Source organism: Enterococcus raffinosus (assembly GCF_019175485.1).
GTDB classification, from domain to species: Bacteria; Bacillota; Bacilli; order Lactobacillales; family Enterococcaceae; genus Enterococcus_A; species Enterococcus_A raffinosus.
Map to the genome: position 1 here is coordinate 2732213 of NZ_CP072888.1, position 18184 is coordinate 2750396.

An 18184-nucleotide genomic window follows, 5' to 3' on the forward strand; every position below is an offset into this window, starting at 1 on the left:
TAGCTGACGTTTCTTTATTTATTCGTTTTTGCCTGCCGGCCTTGATAGATTTGTTTGAAGACGTACACCGCGATGAACAGCGCAAACATACTTAGCAAACCAAACAGAATGGTTTTCGTACTGCCTGTTAGATTGCTGCCAACATACGAATAAACAACTGTCGCTGGTAATTGTCCAATTCCTGTGGCAATCAAGAACGGTATAGGCTTGATTGCCGTTAAACCTGCCGCATAGCTGACAAAATCAAAAGAGATAAATGGCAGCAGACGACAGATCAGAATGGTGTGCTTGCCATACCGATCAAAATAAGCGTCCAACGACTCTAATGAAAAATTCTTGTTCAATCGTTCTACGATATCTCGTCCTGCAATCCGCGCAATGTAGAAGCAAACGAGTGCTCCCGCCATCGCACTGGTCCAGGAAAGCAACGCGCCTTGCCACCAGCCAAAAACAGCCGCATTAGCAAACGTAATTAAGAAGGCTGGCAATGGTGCGATAATGGACTGGAACATCATCAGCAGAAATGAGATAACAACTGCCCAAATACCAAAGGAACGTAAATAGCCTACGATACTTTCCACACTCATCGAACGAAACAGCATCAACACCTGCGTGACCTTCGAGCGAACTCCTGGAACAAAGTAAAAGGCCACTACTGCTAGCAGCATAAACAGAATCAACAAGATTCTCGCAAGCTTGCGTTTATTTAGTTTAGACATTATTTTTCTACATCCTCAACTTTTGCCCAACGATAATAAGAGCCATCATAATTTTTTACTTGCTTGAAGCCGCACATATCCATCACTAATTCCATGTAGGCCGAACGAATGCCCGCTGTACAATAAGTAACGATTTTATCCTCTTTGGCTAATCCCGCATCCTCAAAAAGCTTGGTTAAATCTTTCTTACTTTTTAATTTTCCATTGCTATTGAACAAATCAGTAAAGGGAATATGAATCGCATCAGGCAAATGTCCGCCCTTGGCTTCTCCATACAAGACGTCTCCTTCGTATTCTTTATCCTCTCGGACATCGACGATTTTGTACTCATCATAGTCCTTTTTCAACTCATCTGTTCGAATGATATGTGTTTGATCAATTGAATCAATCGTGACATCAACTGGGTCCAATTTTGTGCTCTCGATATCCGTTTCTAATCCTGCTTTTTTTAAGGCTGCAAAGCCGCCATCAACCATTTTTACATCCTTGTAACCGGCTGCCAATAACTCCCAAGCAATTCGGCCATCATCGCCCCAGCCTTTTTGCGCTCCAGCAAACAGTACGATTTCTTTGTCTTTTGCGATCCCTTTCTCACCTAAGCGTTTAGCTAGTTCCTTCGGTTCAAGAACCAAGCCCCATTTCTCATCTCCTGAAGCGCCTTCTTCCACCGATGCTAAATTCTGCCAGCCGATCGCTGTCGCACCTTTTACGGTTCCTTTATTGGCTTCTTCTTCACCCCGCGCATCAATCAAAATAACATCGTCTAGGTTTTTCTTCACATAATCAGCATTTACAATGTATTCTCCAGTAAATGCTTCCGTTTCCTTTTTCGCCTTGGCTGTGTCGGTTGTTTCGTCACTTCCACCACCACAAGCAGTCAATCCTAGCGTAACTAACGCCAACAGTCCAATAATTGTTTTCTTCATCTTCTTCTCCATTCACTTGTCGTTTTTTGTTGACCCTAATGTTTCGGTCAAAGTCCAGGAATCCCCTCTCATTTGTGCAGCTACTACTTTCAGTAGATGCACTAAAAGAAACATACCCCCGTATGTTCTCAAACGACTTCTTACGGTGTAGGCATTATACCTATGGTAAAAGAAGCATCGTCAGGGAGGAGAATTTTAAATTCACATTCTTAGAGACTCTAAGGCAAGGTGTTACTCATAATCACCGATGAAAATTCAAAATACTCGCTCCCCTCTCACTCAAATTTTGCCCTTAGGTAAAGTATATAAAACGCTTTATTTTTTTACAATACGCCTTGTATTATTCTCACGAAAAACCAAACTATATCTTACTACATTTATTTTCGCTTCTTTTTCCCGAGCAGCTTGGCGACTCTTTGTTTCAGTTTCCGTTCATTTCTACCTTCTATAACTTGTTCTTCACTTTTGCCAAAATAGTCTTGTTTATTCTTTTGTTTTCCATCCTTTGTTTTTTTCTTACTGGTATTTTTGACTTTCTCCAATGTTCCTAGATTTCTTTCAAAAGGACGAACTATGTTTGAGCTTTCAGCTATCACTTTCGGTTCAAATTTCCCAATCCCTTTTGATTCCGAGGCATGGTTTAGTCCGTTAATTTCTTCTTCATTCGAATGTACTAAACCCTTCTTTCGCTCATTCGCTTTTTGCATTGAACTGGTTCCTTTTTGCACATTTATTTTCTGTTCACTTTTCACAAATGCGTACTCATCAGCTTCTGAAGGCTCCTCTAGTTCTTCCACATAATGCAGATCCGGAGCGAGTGCATCTCGGAAAACCTCAACAAATTCAGTAAATTTTCGTACGCCATTTGTCTCAAAAATGGTCAGCATTGTTAGAATTTTTAATGCACCTACCAATTCTTCTTCGTTTCTAACGGGATGTGCATTTTTTAGGGTCCAAGTATGCTTTCGGCCATTCGCCCCTTTGAAGGTAGAACGAAGAATAAACTGGTGATCGGCTAATTCATCCGTTCTCATTGAGTCTTTTTCCTTTAAATATCCCTTGCTTGCTCGTGCTTCTGCAGTAGCAGCGAGATAGTCCTGTTCATCTTTATATAAACGGTCAACGACGTTTCTCCATTCTTCTTCGTCAAAATATGCTTCGAAAAAGACACTGAAACGGCGCATCGTTGTACAAGGCACTGCCGTCAGGAATAGTTCTCTGATTAATTCATGACACATAAAAGAGAAATCCGCGACGGACAAAGCATGTCGTACAAGGAGTGCAACTGCATACTCAATAACAGACGGTACATCCTCTGTTTCACCGTATACTTGTAATATTCTTTTTTCTAAGTTTCCCTTCATCATATTCAGAAGCTGTCTTTGGCCTAATCGTTGTGTTTGCATAATTTCCACTCCTTAATTTTTATAGTATGTTTTAAGTCATTTCAAGTCGTACTATTTTTATCCTTCAATTAAAAATACGCTTTTATTTTTGTTTTCTCTAAATTTTATAAATTAAAATTATCGTTAAAAGAGACGAATTTGATTGAGTCTTTCAGTACTATTTTTTACCAGAAAATCAAAAACAGCTTCTATATCAATCAGGACTTTTTTACTCTGCTATAATCAAAGAAAGAATCTGAAGTCAAAGGAGTGGATAAAATTGAAGGGAAAAGAGGTAAGGATCGGTACTGGTTTATTAGTTGGCGATATAAAAAAGATGGTTCATTTCTACAGAGACCTATTGGGTTTTCAAACACAATGGACCGATGGAGATTTCGCTGAATTTGAAACAGCAAGCGGAGATTTGGCACTTTTTATGTATAGCCGTGAAGCTTTCGTGCAAGCTATTGATGAAAGCTACGTCCCTCCAAAAGGAATCAATCAAACCTTTGAGCTAGCTCTGTGGCTGCCCTGTTTTGCAGATGTAGATGCCGAATACGAACGATTATCAAAACTGGGGCTTTCCTTCCCAACAGGAGCACCTATGACCTTCTCTTTCGGTATACGTAATTTTTATGTCACTGATCCCGAAGGTAATCTACTTGAAATCGGGAGCACCAACGAACAGTATCCGCAACAAATACCCCGTCAGACAATGATCATCTGACGGGGTACTCTTTCTAAATTTAAATCAGCGCAGCAAGGAGACGATATCCTTTTTTGCGGCACTCTTTGCCGGCAGCCAGCTGAAGACGATTCCGATCACGACAGACAAGCCAAAGGCCAGCGTCACCGTAAACAGATCCGGACGAACCGACAGAGGTGTAAACATACTGATGGCAAATCCTAGCAGCATAGCGATTAGATAACCAATCGTGCCGCCCACTAAAGTTAGCGAGATACCTTCAAGTAAGAATTGCATCATAATATTGCCCTTTGTTCCACCCATAGCTCTTCGAACGCCGATCTCTTTGGTTCGTTCTGAGACAGAGATATAGATCATATTCATGACTCCAATCCCCGAAATAAATAGCGAGATACCACCAATCACTGAGATCAGTAAAGTAATACTAGTCAGCAGCATCCGTAATTGATCCACCTGTCCAGCCAAATCCTGACTCTTATAAGAGCCAAACTCTCGCCATGTTCCGTATTTTTTCAGCGTATCTTCGGCTTCTTTGGAGACATTCTTGATATTTGCCGTTTGGCTCATTTTGACTTGGATCATGCTACGGTCTTCCGTATTAAAATAATGTTCGTAAACATTTTCAGGAACCTCAGCAACAACATAGTCCTCCGAAGTGGAAACAATAGAACCGCCGTTTCGATCTTCCATAATTCCGACTACCTCAAAGAGATGTCCGCCAATTTTTATGCTTTGACCAATTAAAGTCTCTGTCTGTTCCTTTTTAATTGCCTTAGCCGCAGTTTGATCGATCACGACTACAGGATTTTCATTATAATAGTCACTATCTTGAATCGGTCGGCCATGAACAACCTTGGTCCCTTGACCTTTCAGCAGCTTAAAGCAATTCCAACGACCGTCATTTCCCACTTCATCAAAGGTTTGATCAGAATATTTGCTGCCGTTACGAGAATCATTGTAATAGTTCACCGATTGGACTCCAGGAATGCTCTCTAAGCGACTAATATCTTCTTCGGTAAAGGCATCTAAGCCATTTCCATAGAACGAATCATTTTTTGGTGTATAAGTGTAACCCACACTACCGTCAAATTGATCCAATCCAATGAATTCCGAGGCATAATTTTCAAAGGCACGCCCGATTGAAAAAACAGTAATTACCGCAGATACCCCAATAATCAAACCGATCATGGTTAAAAAGCTTCGCCGTTTGTTTTTCCCGATTGCCTTGAAGGAAGTCTTCCATACTTCACTAAACCGCATGAGAAACACCTTCTTCCACTATCTCGCCATCCTTCACCGTAATGATTCGTTGACAATAAGCCGCCGCATCAGGATCATGAGTGACCATCAAAATCGTTACTTTTTCTTCTTCATTCAATCGTTTAAATAATTGCATGATTTCTTCAGAAGTATGACTGTCTAATGCTCCTGTTGGTTCATCCGCTACGATAAATTTTGGGTTTCCGACAATCGCCCGAGCAATTGCCACCCGCTGCTGCTGTCCGCCTGAGAGCTGCTTGGGCAGTTTGTTGTATTTATCCGCGATACCAACTTTTCGCAAAGCCTCCATTACCAAAGGCTTGGTTTGCTTTTGCTTCATTCCGCCATATAGCAGCGGCATCGCCACGTTCTCCATCACTGTATTATTATCAATCAGCTGAAAGGACTGGAAAACGAACCCTACCGACTTATTGCGTAAAGCTGAAAGCTTCTCATCATTGAAACGATAGGCATCTTGCCCTTCAAAACGATAGCTTCCTTCAAAATCTCCATCAAGAAAACTGATCGTATTAATCAACGTCGATTTTCCCGAACCCGATGGTCCCATTACCGCCACAAACTCGTGTTCCTCAATCGTCAAGCTGATTGCTTTTAGGACATGGATGCGTTCTTGATCGGCGGTGTAAAATTTATTGATATTTTCCATCACAATCATTCAACTGTCACATCCATCCCATCTTTCATGCCCTTCGCATCTTTGATAATTTTGTCGTTTTCATTCAAACCTTCATGTAGCAAATAATAACCGTTTCCTTTTTCAACAGTCACTTCATGCTTTTCAGCCTTATTTTTAGCGACTGTATAAACATAGTATTTTCCGTCTTTTTCCACTACACTTTTCAACGGCAAATGAATCTCATTTCGCGGAATTAATAATTCTACAGAATAGCCTACAGGAATTGCTTCGTCAGGCACTGCTGTATAATTATAGGTGACCAAACTACTAGCATCTTCTTTTTCTGGTTCATTGTTCATCTCAGCCAGAGAGGTTACTTTCCCGGTCACTTTCTTTTCATTGTTTCCATAAGTAATTTCTATCGGCTCATTCAAAGCAACCTTGGAACGGTCATATTCCGTCACTTCTCCCTTGATAGCAGATTCTTCACTCTTCAAAACCATCAAAGCCTGCTGCGGATCGTTTTTTGCATCCTCATTTAAAGCGGTCACAACGGAATCATTCGCCGCACGAATGACTTCTCCCCAACGATAGGTCACTAAAATTTGATCTTTTATTACATGATCTCCTTCACTTACATGAATCGTCTGGACAGGACCTTTTTCCGTATCCACTAGAACCGTTTGTTTTTTCGTTGATTGAACTTGCCCCTTTAAATGCAACGGCGTTTGCTTGTTGACTTGGTACATTTCTACTGATGTATCCGCTTTTGCTTTTGCCTGCGTGTTTTGATAGAGAAAAAAGCCTGCCCCCGCAACTACTAACACACTTATACCTATAAATATTTTTTTCATTTTCGACTCCATTCCTTCCGTTATAAAATTAGTGCATTTGTTCTTTACTCTATAAATTTTAGAGGAAAGACCTGTCTACTACTTCCAACGAAAGTACAAATTCTAGATAGGACTTTAGGCCGAAGAACATTTGTTTTTTTTACTAAACAGTGTTTCATGTATTTAACTATGAAAACGTTTAATCGAGAAATCACAAAAAAATCTCTTTACATCCTGTTAACCATCCAGTATACTTTCGTTAACCAAAACAAAATATTAAGTTAACGAAAGAGTGAGTATAGTGAAATTAACAAGTCGAGAAATTGTTTTAGCCGGATTATTTGCCGCAATCATTGGAATTTTATCTCAATTTACAATTCCTTTTGGACCGATTCCATTAACCCTGCAAACCTTTGCTGTTGGGTTTGTCGTGACGATCTTAGGAAAAAAAACTGGAACCATCGCTGTTGCGATCTATCTGTTAATGGGGATGATCGGCTTACCCGTATTAGCTGGCGGTTCTGCCGGAATTGTTCATTATTTTGGACCAACAGGCGGCTTTTTAGTTGGATTTATCTTTCAGGCCTTCTTTACTGGGTTGATTATCGAAAAGACCCGTTTTAATTATTTTTGGTCAATCCTCGCAAATGTAGTTGGCGCCTTTATTACCCTGTTTTTCGGATCATTATGGTTAAAATATAGCGGCAGCCTTCCTTGGGACGCAGCCTTTTCAGCTGGAATGATTCCCTTTATCCTGCCAGGCTTGATCAAAGCACTAGCCGCGGGCTATCTAGGAGCTCTGATTGGTAAAAGATTATCCTTCACACACTTGGTGTATCGTTAAGTTTCCGAAAATCGGAAACTTTTTTTCTTGACATTTTAATCAGGTACCCTTATTATATCTATTCATAAGGTGCCCTTATTAAAATAATGAAAGAAGCGAGCAACTATGAAAAAAGTTTTATTCTTAAATGTAACTACCCACGGCCATGTTAATCCTTCACTTGGTTTAGTCAAAGAGCTGAACAATCGCGGGATTGAGGTCGTTTATTTTTCAAGTGAAGAATTCCGTGAAAAGATCGAAGAAGCTGGCGCTGATTACCGCGCCTATCATTATGATCTAAATATTTTTAAAAACGGCTTTAATGTATTATTAGACCACGGCTTAGACATTATGCAAGATATTCTAGAGCAGATACAAGACGATTCCTTTGACGCAGTCATTCATTCTGTGGCTATGCCCTTCAGCAAACAGCTCGCTAACTATTTGATGGTTCCTGCTATTTCCATGCTAGCTGTCTTCATGGGAATGCAGGACTTCATGAAACCTGACAAAACGCATTTAGCGGGGAAATTCAAGACGATGAACGATGCCTATCTTTTGGAAGCAAAAAAAATTGAGCAGGCACTGCCTGTATCTATGCCCCCTCGTTTTTTTGATTTGATTTTTAATATTGAACCAATAAATATTGTCTTTACCTCTGAATATTTTCTACCTGAAAATGAACAAGAATTCTTTGATGAAAAGTTTGTCTTAGTTGGTGCAGACAGTTATCAGCGTTTGGAAGATACCTCTAATTTTCCAATTGAACGTTTAAAGAAAGCTAAAAAAGTTTTGTATGTCTCCTTCGGCACTATTTTTGGCGACTACGCAAAAGAGATTTATACAAAAGTTTTTGAAGCATTTAGCGACACCGACTACCTAGTTGTCCTAGCAGCCCATCAGGTTAGTCTAAAAGATCTGGCTATTCCAAAAAATTTCATCGTTCAAGATTATCTTCCGCAAAATGAAGTGTTGAAATACGCAGACGTAGCAATCACTCATAACGGCTTAAACAGCATGAATGATTTAATCTTAAATGACGTTCCCTTTGTCTCTCTGCCAATGGGCTCGGATCAACCAGCACTTGCTTATCGTTTAGTCGAGCTAAAGGCAGCTATTTGTTTAGATTATCAACAGGTAAGCAGTGATGAATTAAAAGCAGCTGTAGAAAACGTTCAGATTAACCCTAGCTATTTAAGCAATTTGAAGCATATCAAGCAATCCTTTTTAGCCGCTGGCGGCTATAAAAAAGCGGCAGACGCTATCGAAGATTATTTAAACTGAATGAAAACCGCAATCCTTCATTTTAAGAAAGATTGCGGTTATTGTTCTTTTCGAGTTCCTTTTTAGCCAACAATAGTGCGCCAATCAGGCCACTTTCATTTGGTAAACCCCATCGAAGGATATATTCTTCCGCTTTGGGAACTTCCATATAACCAGCCATTAATTCTGTGAATTGGCTCTGGACCTTTTTAAGTAAATGATCTTGATTCATGACACCGCCGCCTAAAACAATCACCTCTGGCGCCAAAATCAAGGTATACGTCATTAATGCTTGTGCTAAATAATTCGCCTGCAAGTCCCAGATAGAATGATCCAACGGTAACTCTTCTCCCTTAATTCCGGTACGCGCTTCTAATGAAGGCCCTGCCGCTAATCCTTCCAGACAATCTTTATGGTATGGGCACGTCCCTGAATAGGTATCCTCAGGGTGACGCTTAATATACAGATGCCCCATTTCTGGATGAGAGATTCCTTGAAAAACTTCGTCGTTTATTACGACACCACCGCCAATTCCTGTACCGATGGTTAAATAAATACAGCTATGTTTTCCTTTCGCTGCACCCTGTTTAATCTCACCGAATGCTGCAGCATTCACATCCGTGGTCCAAGCTGTTGGCACCTGATATCGTTGCTTCATTTGGCCTAAGAAATCCACACCCCTCCAGCCCGCTTTAGGTGTTGCTAAAATATGACCATAATTTTCTTGATCCGGTTGAATGCCGATAGGACCAAATGATCCAATTCCCATCGCATCAATTGGATACTGATCAAAGAAAGCAAAAACCTTCTTAAAAGTCGTTTGTGGGTCAGTTGTCGGTATACTGATTTTTTCTTTTACATGGAACTTATCATCAGCCACGGCACAAATAAATTTTGTGCCGCCTGCTTCGATCCCTCCGTACAGCATGTTCTCCTCCTAAAAAAAGCCGAGGGAAATTCCCTCGGCAGCTTTGTTTAATTTTGTTCTTGTCTCCAAGGTTGAACGTTTTCTTTGCGATAAACCGCTGCTTGACCGATTGAATTAAACAATTCCATTTTTTGCTTAACAACCGCCTTCGCTGCATCAATACATTCTGGATAAATCGCATTTGCATCCCATAATTCTGTCGTCGAAAGAATTTCGCGACATTTTTTGTAGAAGGCATATTTGTAATCAGAAGAGATATTGACTTTTTGAATGCCGATTTGAACAGCTTTAGCAATTTCCTCATCTGGATTGGCAGAGCCGCCATGTAAAACTAGCGGAATATCCACTCTATTTTTAATGTCTTCTAAAACATCCATTTTCAATGCCGGTTTAATATCTTTTGGATAAATTCCGTGAGCCGTCCCAATCGCAACAGCTAACGTATCAATCCCGGTTTTTTCAATAAACTCTTCGGCATCCTCTGGTTTCGTGTAGATAACTTCCGATACGCCACCTTCAATAGAAGTACCTGTATTACCGATCGTCCCTAGTTCACCCTCGACAGAAACACCAATCTTATGGCAAACATCTACCACTTCTTTAGTGATGGCAATATTTTCTTCAAACGGTAGCAATGAGCCATCAATCATGACTGAACTAAATCCACAGTGGATCGCACGCATAATGCTTGCTAGGTTATCCCCGTGGTCCATGTGGATAACAAATGGAACCGAACTATTTTTCGCACGAGAAACAGCATACTGGAAAAATTCATCCTTCGTAAAGTCTAACTCTGTTGGATGTACCGCAATGATTGCCGGTGCATCGTTTTCTTCCGCTGCTTCGATAACAACTCGTAAGAAATTACTGTCTGCGACGTTGAAAGCTCCCACAGCGAATTTGTTTTCCTTGGCGATTTCCAGCATTTGATTCATATTAATTAACATTTGACTTTGTCTCCATTCTCTTCTTATGATTTATTTTTAGAACCCGAAAGTTCGATGTACCGTTTGACCATTTCTTTCCCTGCCGCCATCGTTTGATGAATGAGCGTAGGATAATCCACTTCTGGATTTTCTTTTAGTTGTTTCTGAATTTCGGCCTTTTGTGCCTTCATGAAGTCAGAACCAACATTAATCTTGTTAATCCCTAATTCGATTGAGCGCAAAATATTTTTTTCACCCGCACCAGAACCCCCATGCAAGACTAAAGGCAAGTTCGTTGCCGCTTTGATTTTTTCTACAATATCGAAACGAAAAGCTGGTACATAGCCATCTGGATAGTCCCCATGACTTGAGCCATAAGATAATGCTAAGCAGTCCACACCTGTCTCCTGGATAAAGCGAATCGCCTCGTCAGGATCTGTGTACATCTCATCATTTGTGAAATGATCCCCTGCTACAGCTCCCATATCCCCAACTTCAGCTTCTACACTGGCGTGATAAATTTGTGCCAACTCCACCATCGCTTTTGTGATCCGAATATTTTCTTCCAGCGGATACATCGACGCATCCATCATGACACTGGAAAAACCTTCATGCAGACACTGCTTTACAAACGCAACATCTTGTCCGTGATCCAAGTTGATCGCTACTTCAACCTTCGCATTGTTTGCCATTCGAATGATTGGCTTGGTTAAATAGCGAATGTCCAAGTGTTCCTTCAAATGATCCTGCAGCAGATCAATAATGATCGGCGAGCGCATTTCCTCCGCTGCTTCTATTACTGCTTTAGCCGTTTCTAAGTTAAAACAATTGATCGCCATTACAGCATAGTTTTCACGATTGGCTTTTTGTAACATCTCTTTCATCGAAACATACATGCAACAAGTCTCCTTCTATATTCTAGGAACCTCTACTTCTAACTAACAAATCCTCTGCTACGAAATTTTAATAGAAGAAAAATCTACTTCTTCCTCTTCCTCATCATCCTTGATATCATTTTCAACAGGGGCTTTCTTCAACGCGAACAAAAGAATTCCTGTAATGGCAGAACCAATCAATAAAGCGAGTGTGAATTTCAACGGATCAGTCATCGCCGGGATAATGAAGACCCCGCCTGAAGGAACTGGTGAACCCACTCCCCATGACATGCTCAGGCCCCCACCAATCGCCGCACCTACTGTACAAGAGAAAATCACACGTAGTGGATCAACTGCCGCAATAGGAATGACGCCTTCCGTGATCATACAAAGTCCCATTGGAAACGCGATTTTGATATTGTCCTGTTCCTCTTTTGAATATTTCGGTTTGCGGAAAATTTTAGACAATACCCAAGAAATTGTTACACCAAATGGCGGTACCATTGAAGCCAATACCTTCACTGCTTCTGGCCCTTGAATTCCTTCTAATAGCAGTCCATCCGCAAAGAGTGAAGCCACCTTGTTGACTGGACCTCCAAAGTCGAAGGCTGCCATTCCACCTACAATTGACCCAAACAAGAAATTTCCTGAACCCTGCAGGCCTTGTAAGAACTCAGTTAACGCTTCTGTTGCCCAAACAATCGGCACACCAATGACAAAGAACATCAATAATCCAATGATCAAGGTAGATAAGAGCGGAACGATCATCATCGGCATCAAACCTTGTGCCCATTTTGGCACTTTCAAGTTTTTCACTAGGAACAGGACGAAGAAACCAACCAAATAACCACCTAACATCCCGCCCAAGAACCCAGCACCAATGGAATTAGCGATTAACCCCATAAACAAACCAGGTCCGATACCCGGACGGTCAGCAATTGAATAAGCGATCGCTGCTGAAATAACTGGAGCTAACAGACCCATTCCTAACACACCCAGTGAAACCAGTGCATCTGGAACCGAATAGGCTGCCTTGTAATCCTCGATGACACCACCACCAGTCAGATTCCCAATCGCGATCAGCAACCCTGCCGTAACAACAACCGGTAACATGTACGAGATTGCCGTCAAAGCATGTTTTTTCAATTGAAGCTTCTTAAACATTTCATTCATCTCCTTTTTCATATTAATGAATTAATTTTTCCTAGGAAAAATTAGTTCGTTTTTCAAGCCGTATATCATTCCACTATTTGCTTTTTACTAACATATAGGCTAGCTCATTAATAATGTGTGAATTTTCCTAGTGCGAAAATTCAACGGGTTTTCGTACGCATACCATTCTACTAATCTTGCTGAAGCAAGAAGTAGAACTGGCAAACTGATATCCTTTTTCATATTAATGATTTCATTCTTTATGCCTTAATGATTTCTTCTTCGATCTTGTTGATCAGTCCTTTTGGCGCTTTGATGACCATGCTTGTTGGGACTTCTACCACCTTTTTCCCTTCAAAGCGATCTTTTCCACCAACTTTGATGTCTGCTGCGATGATCACTACATCAGCGTCTTTGATTTCCTCCATAGTCAGTTCGTCTTCCGTACCGATCGTTCCCTGTGTCTCGATGTGGGCCGTGTGCCCGAGAGCTTTAGCGGCCTTTTCCAATTTTTGCTTTGCGATGTACGTATGGGCGATTCCGGAAGTACATGCGGCGATTCCAACAATTTTCATCATCTATTCCTCCATTTTCTTTTTTTTACTCTTCTTCCATTGGATCTCGTGATAATAATTCCATCATTTCTGCTTTTGTTTCAGCGTTGACCATATTTTCAATAAAATCCTCATCCGCTAAAAGCATCGCGACTTTTTGCAATAGTTTAATGTGCATCGTGTTCGCATCCGTGTTCTTGACTGCAAACAAGATAATCACCCGGACCGGCTCCTCATCCAATGATTCCCATTCTATTGGCGTCTTCGCTTTTCCGACGACTAACGACGTTTTAATTACGCTATCAGATTTCCCATGAGGAATAGCGATACTATTACCGATTCCAGTCATCCCTTCTGCTTCCCGCGCAAACACATCGGCGGCAAATTCTTCCTCGTCCTCAATGTCCCCATTGGCCATCAGTAAACGCGTCAATTCATAAATGGCTTCCTCTTTTGTTGTCGCTTTCATTTCTAATTGAATCAATTCTTCGGTAATTACATCGGCGATACTGAAATCGTCCATCATTTGCTCTGCTTTCATCTCACATCTCTCCTAACATCTCTTTCACTCGTTTTTCATCTTGTTTGGTAAATACTGAATTAACTAAAATCGTTGGGATCATCATCTCGACTGTCAAATGAACGGTCGTTAAAATCAGATCAATATTTTGGTATTTTTCTGGTGCTTTGGAAAATTTTCGCGCGGAAAGAACATCTACAATCTCTAATTCTGGAAAGGCTTTTCGAACCTTTACCTTTAGCAGCTCGGAGGTTCCTACCCCACTGCTGCACATAATCAATACTCGCTTTTTCGAATGAATCATTTCTTTATACTTCACAAAATATAGGGTTAAAAAGCCGATCTCGTCTTCCGAAATCTCATTGAGCTGATACTCTTCTTCCGCTGCTTTACTAACCTGCCGAACCTGTTGAAAAATCTCTGGATATTCCAGCTTGATATCCCCTAACAAATCATTCTTAACGATGATTTCATTTTTCAAACGATACAATAATGGATCAATGTGCTCGTATAAATCTTGACGATTTGGCTGTTGATCCACTTTCATCCCCATCAAATGACTCATTTCTTTCGCGAAAAAATCAGTAATTGCTAGCGCCTCTTTGGATTTCCGATTCAACTTGATCGGTTCCTTCTCCATTCGTGAAGAAATCAGATACTGAAATAAGTAAAAGGTTTCGCTTTCCGGTAAAACAATATTCAGGTAATGATTCAGCTTCGTAATGACCATCCTAGAGAGCTGATACAACTGATCATATTGTGTGATCAGCTCCTCTTCGTCAGGGTCTAATAACTCTGCGCAAGTATCCGCGTGAATTTCTCCCTCCCGCACTCGTTTGATCAAAATATAAATGTGGGAAAAGATGTTGCTATTATAGGGGTATGCGATCCCATTCTGTAATTTTCTTTCGATATACTCTAATAAAGAGGTAATAAAATTAATGTCATAGGAACTGATTTTTTCCTGCTGGGTAGAAAAGTCCTCTTCCCAAACTCGATTCGCACTAATCAAATGATTGACGGCCTTGCGAATATGCTTTTCTGTTCCTTCGATTGACACTCGCTGCCCTTTACGAATCAGGGATAATTGATACTTCTGCAAGAACTCGTTCATCCGTACCAAATCATTCGTTATCACTGTATTGCTGACGTAATACTCCTCAAACAGCTCTTGAATCAATACCTTCTTTGGCGATTTGAATAACAAGGAAAGTAAAATCGTATTCCTTCTTTCCAGTGGACCTTGGACCGTATCTCCTCCTCGTTTGCGTACACTTTCTTTTAAATAATTGTCATAATCTAAACGAAAACCTTTTCCGACCTCCGCTGAAATCAACTCTCCATCATCCGACGCTTCATTGATTTTTTTGATCGTTCGGTAAATTGTTTTCGTGGAAACATTGGCAAATTCAGCTAACTCTTGAGCGGTAAGTGTCATCCCATGTTTGATAAACAATTCGATCAATTGTGTTTCACGTTTGCTTAGCTGCATTTTGTCAACCTCCTTGTCCTTAATATAGCTCATTTTTTTCTACGTACATTTTTTCTTGTGTCCATTGAAATGGACATTTACATAAAACGCTTTCAATAACTATTCAAAACTAAAATAGAAAAATAACTGATCTTCCAAAAGGCCCAGAGATTCTTCTTTCTTTGGAAAACGCCCCAGACTGACCAATTTTCCCGAAATTTTCTTTGGGTCTTGGTTGGATAAAAAAAACAGCGAATAAATCGCTGTCTATCAGTGTGGCTGCATCCTCCGTCCAAAAAAACTGTCTAGCATACTATTTTACGAAAAGAAGAATACACGATATTTTAATTTTTCACTGGTGTAACACTTGCTTCAATCGCCAATTGATAAATTGGTACCAACTGTTGATAAGTCTCTATCATGAACTGTTGCGCTGCTTCTGGGTCCTTCCATATCGGATCTGACTTTTTTATGATCCGTCCAACCTGGAACTCGCCTTTTTTCACATCACGGAATCGTTTCAACAGTCTTTCCAGACTTTCTGAGGATAACGCTTCTACATTTGATTTCGTGTGATCACCGGATACAACAAAATCTGAGGCTAACGTGTCAAAGGCTTTTTGATTGTCTAGCAAAACCTGAGCGATTGCTTGTTCATTTTTGGGCTGATCGATGCAAGACAACCACATAAAGACATAGTCTGGCCAGATCCCTAATTGGAAATGCGGCTCCATCTTATAGCCACGCTTTTGTCGGCTCAAGGCAGACCAGGTATTTTCTGGCGGATATGTCGTGCGGCGGCGGTGCTGGGCGATGTGGATAAATAATTTTTCATCCAGCAGCGGTTCCAGCGCTGCTTGAAATACTTCATCTAAGTGTTGAAATGTCGGCTGAATCTCTTCACGAATAGCCGTCATTCGTCCGTCAAGCCCCTCCACTTCAAATACCTCAAAACTCTTTTCTGTGAACATATCATTCCTCCTATTTCCTATTATAGCAATTCTACTCATCTTGTCTTCCCCCCACAAGTCAAGGACTACCTTTTTCTGATAGAAACGACGAAACACTTTTTTTCTTTCTCCGATTTTGACAAATAGACGGACAAAATTTGTTTAAATCTTCCTATTCTTTTCCCATTTTAAAGAAATTATTTCCCTCTCTTTGTTAAATCAAGTATATTATAAGTAGCCATTTTATTATTGGAGATTCAGAAAGTTATTTCTGAGGAGGGTAAAACGAATGATTTCAGACGCAATCGGGTTCGAGAAAAAATTTCGTTTAAAAGAAGATAAAAAATTTGAACACTATAAGATCATGCTTCCGAAATTACGGGAAAATGATGTCATGATAAAAATTGCCGCTATTTCCATCAGCACCTTAGATACACAGATTCGCCAAACGATTAAAGGGGCAAAAAAACCTTATATTTTAGGCTTTGGTGGCGTAGGAATCATCACTCGTCTTGGCAGCAGTAACCCGCGTCTGAATGTAGGAGATCGGGTATTGTATGTAAATAAAGTCGGAAAATACGGCAGCTACAGTAATTTTCAAATCGCGGATGTTCGTTCCATCGTAAAATTGCCAGACTCTTTTCCTACAGATGAAGCCGCCGCTTTCTCTTATAGTTTTTTCTTAGCCTTCGAAGTGCTGTTCAAGCAGCTGCAATTAACGCCAAAACCAAGAAAGAACCAAGGAAACCTGTTGATCTTGAATACTTCCGACGGATTAGGCGCAACAATTATCCAGTTAGCGAAATGGGCGGGACTGAAGGTTGCCGCTACTATCAACAAAAACAACTCTGAAATTTGGATCAAAAACATGGGGGCTGATGTGGTACTGTCACAATCCACTCACCTGTCACGGGACTTAGAGGCTGCAGAGATGACACCCATTGATTACGTGATCAACCTGGATACAGAAAAGGAAAAGAGCTTTGATCATTTAGCCGAATTCAAAGGCACGGCTAAGGTTCTCCTATTGCATTTTATTAAGAAGAAAAGCAAAAATTTGGATCCGGAGTATCTTCATTTCTACTGTGAAGAGTTTTTAGAAGCTTCTTTTACTACGGAGGAAGGCATCGAGTATTCACACAATGTGATGGAGCTGCTGGTCTATCTCTGGGAGAAAAATCAATTGAAATCGATTTTAACGGCACAGCTGAATGGTTTCTCTGACAAAAACTTTTACGGAGCTCATAAATTGATTGAAAACAATCCGAACTTCCGACATCTTGTTTTGATCAACTGACAAAATCTCGTTCCTTTGAACGGGATTTTTTTATTAACTGGAAATTTTTGAATAGAAAGCCCATTTCCTCGCCTTTCATAACTTATGTTGTCATTTCTCATAGAAATTTATAGTTTTTCTGAGGTTAACATTTGCTAATTACAAAGATAGGGATTAAGATATAAAATGAAATTTTCATTTACATTTTCATTTCAAATATTTTTAGGAGGTTTTTATGGATTATTCACTGACTACTCGGTTAGCTGCTGAGTTCTTGGGGACTGCTTTGTTAGTAATGCTAGGAAACGGCGCAGTTGCCAACGTTGATTTGAGAGGTACAAAAGGTTACGGTAGTGACTGGATGTTGATTGCTGTAGGTTATGGATGTGGGGTTATGATTCCGGCAATGATCTTCGGCGGTATCAGCGGAAACCACATCAATCCGGCATTTACAATTGGTTTGGCCGTTAGCGGCTTCTTTCCTTGGTCTGAAGTTCTTCCTTACATCGTGGTCCAATTACTTGGTGCGATGGTCGGTCAATTAGTCGTTGTAGCGAGCTACAAGCCTTACTATGATCAAACAGAAGACAAATTGCATGTATTAGGAACATTCTCAACAATCAATAGTGTTGGTTCTAAGTTCAATGGATTCGTGAATGAGTTCTTTGGTTCATTCATTTTATTCTTCGGTGCCCTTGGGATTACGAAAGCACCTTTCTTCCAAAACAACTTAGGAACTGCTCACTTGGCATTAGGTTTCTTAGTATGGACATTGGTTGCATCCTTCGGTGGACCAACTGGCCCTGGTTTGAATCCAGCGCGTGACTTAGGTCCTCGTATCATGCACGCATTATTACCATTGAAACACAAAGGCGATTCACAATGGAGTTATTCATGGGTACCTGTTTTAGCCCCTATTGTCGCTTCCATCGTTGCCATCGCATTATATAAAGCACTATTCATTTAAACGTAAAAACACA

Annotated in this window: 19 protein-coding genes; 5 read left to right on the forward strand and 14 right to left on the reverse strand. The window is 40.5% G+C overall.

From position 1 onward, the window contains the following. Positions 1–14: 14 nt before the first annotated feature. The 3 genes from J9537_RS13345 to J9537_RS13355 all read right to left on the reverse strand — a co-directional run bounded on the left by J9537_RS13345 (position 15) and on the right by J9537_RS13355 (position 3051). Positions 15–719 carry a TVP38/TMEM64 family protein gene (locus J9537_RS13345; RefSeq protein WP_010745277.1) on the reverse strand — a complete coding sequence of 235 codons (705 nt, stop codon included), beginning with the start codon at positions 717–719 and terminating at the stop codon, positions 15–17. Next, the gene (locus J9537_RS13350) at positions 719–1645 is read right to left on the reverse strand and encodes a sulfurtransferase (protein WP_010745276.1); all 927 of its coding nucleotides are present in this window, start codon (positions 1643–1645) and stop codon (positions 719–721) included. Before J9537_RS13350 ends, J9537_RS13345 begins: the two co-directional genes overlap by 1 nt. 377 nt (positions 1646–2022) lie before the next feature. Beyond that, positions 2023–3051 (reverse strand): hypothetical protein, encoded by a 1029-nt coding sequence (locus J9537_RS13355; RefSeq protein ID WP_010745275.1) that lies wholly within the window; start codon positions 3049–3051, stop codon positions 2023–2025. A gap of 259 nt (positions 3052–3310) precedes the next feature. On the opposite strand from J9537_RS13355, the gene J9537_RS13360 reads away from it, so the two are divergent. Then, positions 3311–3757, forward strand: a complete 447-nt coding sequence (locus tag J9537_RS13360; protein ID WP_218256183.1) for a VOC family protein — start codon at positions 3311–3313, stop codon at positions 3755–3757. Between the two features lie 24 nt (positions 3758–3781). Here the strand turns inward: J9537_RS13360 and J9537_RS13365 are convergent, their stop codons facing one another. From J9537_RS13365 to J9537_RS13375, 3 genes are read right to left on the reverse strand one after another with little or no spacing between them, the layout of a single operon-like run. After that, positions 3782–4996, reverse strand: a complete 1215-nt coding sequence (locus tag J9537_RS13365; protein WP_010745273.1) for an ABC transporter permease — start codon at positions 4994–4996, stop codon at positions 3782–3784. After that, positions 4986–5672 (reverse strand): ABC transporter ATP-binding protein, encoded by a 687-nt coding sequence (locus tag J9537_RS13370; RefSeq protein ID WP_010745272.1) that lies wholly within the window; start codon positions 5670–5672, stop codon positions 4986–4988. Before J9537_RS13370 ends, J9537_RS13365 begins: the two co-directional genes overlap by 11 nt. Continuing rightward, positions 5669–6487, reverse strand: a complete 819-nt coding sequence (locus J9537_RS13375) for an efflux RND transporter periplasmic adaptor subunit (protein WP_010745271.1) — start codon at positions 6485–6487, stop codon at positions 5669–5671. The genes J9537_RS13370 and J9537_RS13375 overlap by 4 nt, the downstream gene beginning before the upstream one ends. 280 nt (positions 6488–6767) lie before the next feature. Here J9537_RS13375 and J9537_RS13380 point away from each other — a divergent pair, with 280 nt between their 5' ends. Together J9537_RS13380 and J9537_RS13385 are read left to right on the forward strand one after the other, a co-directional pair. Continuing rightward, a complete protein-coding gene (locus tag J9537_RS13380; RefSeq protein WP_010745270.1) occupies positions 6768–7310 on the forward strand; it encodes a biotin transporter BioY in 543 nt (180 codons plus the stop codon). A gap of 105 nt (positions 7311–7415) precedes the next feature. After that, complete coding sequence (locus J9537_RS13385) at positions 7416–8573, forward strand: macrolide family glycosyltransferase (RefSeq protein WP_010745269.1); 1158 nt, start codon at positions 7416–7418, stop codon at positions 8571–8573. A gap of 22 nt (positions 8574–8595) precedes the next feature. Here J9537_RS13385 and J9537_RS13390 read toward each other — a convergent pair whose 3' ends face one another. From J9537_RS13390 to J9537_RS13425, 8 genes are all read right to left on the reverse strand, one after another. Continuing rightward, on the reverse strand, positions 8596–9477 hold the full coding sequence (locus tag J9537_RS13390) for an ROK family protein (protein ID WP_028020027.1): 882 nt from the start codon (positions 9475–9477) through the stop codon (positions 8596–8598). A gap of 50 nt (positions 9478–9527) precedes the next feature. Then, positions 9528–10427, reverse strand: a complete 900-nt coding sequence (locus tag J9537_RS13395; protein ID WP_028020028.1) for a ketose-bisphosphate aldolase — start codon at positions 10425–10427, stop codon at positions 9528–9530. Positions 10428–10450: 23 nt separating this feature from the next. Then, positions 10451–11302 carry a class II fructose-bisphosphate aldolase gene (locus J9537_RS13400; protein WP_010745265.1) on the reverse strand — a complete coding sequence of 284 codons (852 nt, stop codon included), beginning with the start codon at positions 11300–11302 and terminating at the stop codon, positions 10451–10453. Positions 11303–11359: 57 nt separating this feature from the next. Next, on the reverse strand, positions 11360–12445 hold the full coding sequence (locus J9537_RS13405) for a PTS fructose transporter subunit IIC (RefSeq protein ID WP_010745264.1): 1086 nt from the start codon (positions 12443–12445) through the stop codon (positions 11360–11362). A 248-nt stretch (positions 12446–12693) separates the two neighbouring features. Continuing rightward, a complete protein-coding gene (locus J9537_RS13410) occupies positions 12694–13008 on the reverse strand; it encodes a PTS fructose transporter subunit IIB (RefSeq protein WP_028020029.1) in 315 nt (104 codons plus the stop codon). Between the two features lie 25 nt (positions 13009–13033). Then, a complete protein-coding gene (locus tag J9537_RS13415) occupies positions 13034–13528 on the reverse strand; it encodes a PTS sugar transporter subunit IIA (protein WP_010745262.1) in 495 nt (164 codons plus the stop codon). 1 nt (position 13529) lies between these two features. Further along, on the reverse strand, positions 13530–14999 hold the full coding sequence (locus J9537_RS13420) for a BglG family transcription antiterminator (protein WP_010745261.1): 1470 nt from the start codon (positions 14997–14999) through the stop codon (positions 13530–13532). Positions 15000–15322: 323 nt separating this feature from the next. Continuing rightward, on the reverse strand, positions 15323–15949 hold the full coding sequence (locus J9537_RS13425) for a DUF1054 domain-containing protein (RefSeq protein WP_010745260.1): 627 nt from the start codon (positions 15947–15949) through the stop codon (positions 15323–15325). 268 nt (positions 15950–16217) lie between these two features. Here J9537_RS13425 and J9537_RS13430 point away from each other — a divergent pair, with 268 nt between their 5' ends. Both J9537_RS13430 and J9537_RS13435 read left to right on the forward strand, forming a co-directional pair. Continuing rightward, positions 16218–17225, forward strand: a complete 1008-nt coding sequence (locus J9537_RS13430) for an alcohol dehydrogenase catalytic domain-containing protein (protein ID WP_010745259.1) — start codon at positions 16218–16220, stop codon at positions 17223–17225. A gap of 214 nt (positions 17226–17439) precedes the next feature. Next, the gene (locus tag J9537_RS13435; RefSeq protein ID WP_010745258.1) at positions 17440–18171 is read left to right on the forward strand and encodes an MIP/aquaporin family protein; all 732 of its coding nucleotides are present in this window, start codon (positions 17440–17442) and stop codon (positions 18169–18171) included. Positions 18172–18184 lie beyond the last annotated feature (13 nt).

Excerpts from the sequence above, each read along its gene's own strand:
- J9537_RS13345 (WP_010745277.1), bottom strand. The coding sequence starts at position 719 with ATGTCTAAACTAAATAAACGCAAGCTTGCGAGAATCTTGTTGATTCTG.
- J9537_RS13350 (WP_010745276.1), bottom strand. The coding sequence starts at position 1,645 with ATGAAGAAAACAATTATTGGACTGTTGGCGTTAGTTACGCTAGGATTG.
- J9537_RS13355 (WP_010745275.1), bottom strand. The coding sequence starts at position 3,051 with ATGCAAACACAACGATTAGGCCAAAGACAGCTTCTGAATATGATGAAG.
- J9537_RS13365 (WP_010745273.1), bottom strand. The coding sequence starts at position 4,996 with ATGCGGTTTAGTGAAGTATGGAAGACTTCCTTCAAGGCAATCGGGAAA.
- J9537_RS13370 (WP_010745272.1), bottom strand. The coding sequence starts at position 5,672 with ATGATTGTGATGGAAAATATCAATAAATTTTACACCGCCGATCAAGAA.
- J9537_RS13375 (WP_010745271.1), bottom strand. The coding sequence starts at position 6,487 with ATGAAAAAAATATTTATAGGTATAAGTGTGTTAGTAGTTGCGGGGGCA.
- J9537_RS13385 (WP_010745269.1), top strand. The coding sequence starts at position 7,416 with ATGAAAAAAGTTTTATTCTTAAATGTAACTACCCACGGCCATGTTAAT.
- J9537_RS13395 (WP_028020028.1), bottom strand. The coding sequence starts at position 10,427 with ATGTTAATTAATATGAATCAAATGCTGGAAATCGCCAAGGAAAACAAA.
- J9537_RS13400 (WP_010745265.1), bottom strand. The coding sequence starts at position 11,302 with ATGTATGTTTCGATGAAAGAGATGTTACAAAAAGCCAATCGTGAAAAC.
- J9537_RS13405 (WP_010745264.1), bottom strand. The coding sequence starts at position 12,445 with ATGTTTAAGAAGCTTCAATTGAAAAAACATGCTTTGACGGCAATCTCG.
- J9537_RS13410 (WP_028020029.1), bottom strand. The coding sequence starts at position 13,008 with ATGAAAATTGTTGGAATCGCCGCATGTACTTCCGGAATCGCCCATACG.
- J9537_RS13415 (WP_010745262.1), bottom strand. The coding sequence starts at position 13,528 with ATGAAAGCAGAGCAAATGATGGACGATTTCAGTATCGCCGATGTAATT.
- J9537_RS13420 (WP_010745261.1), bottom strand. The coding sequence starts at position 14,999 with ATGCAGCTAAGCAAACGTGAAACACAATTGATCGAATTGTTTATCAAA.
- J9537_RS13425 (WP_010745260.1), bottom strand. The coding sequence starts at position 15,949 with ATGTTCACAGAAAAGAGTTTTGAGGTATTTGAAGTGGAGGGGCTTGAC.
- J9537_RS13430 (WP_010745259.1), top strand. The coding sequence starts at position 16,218 with ATGATTTCAGACGCAATCGGGTTCGAGAAAAAATTTCGTTTAAAAGAA.
- J9537_RS13435 (WP_010745258.1), top strand. The coding sequence starts at position 17,440 with ATGGATTATTCACTGACTACTCGGTTAGCTGCTGAGTTCTTGGGGACT.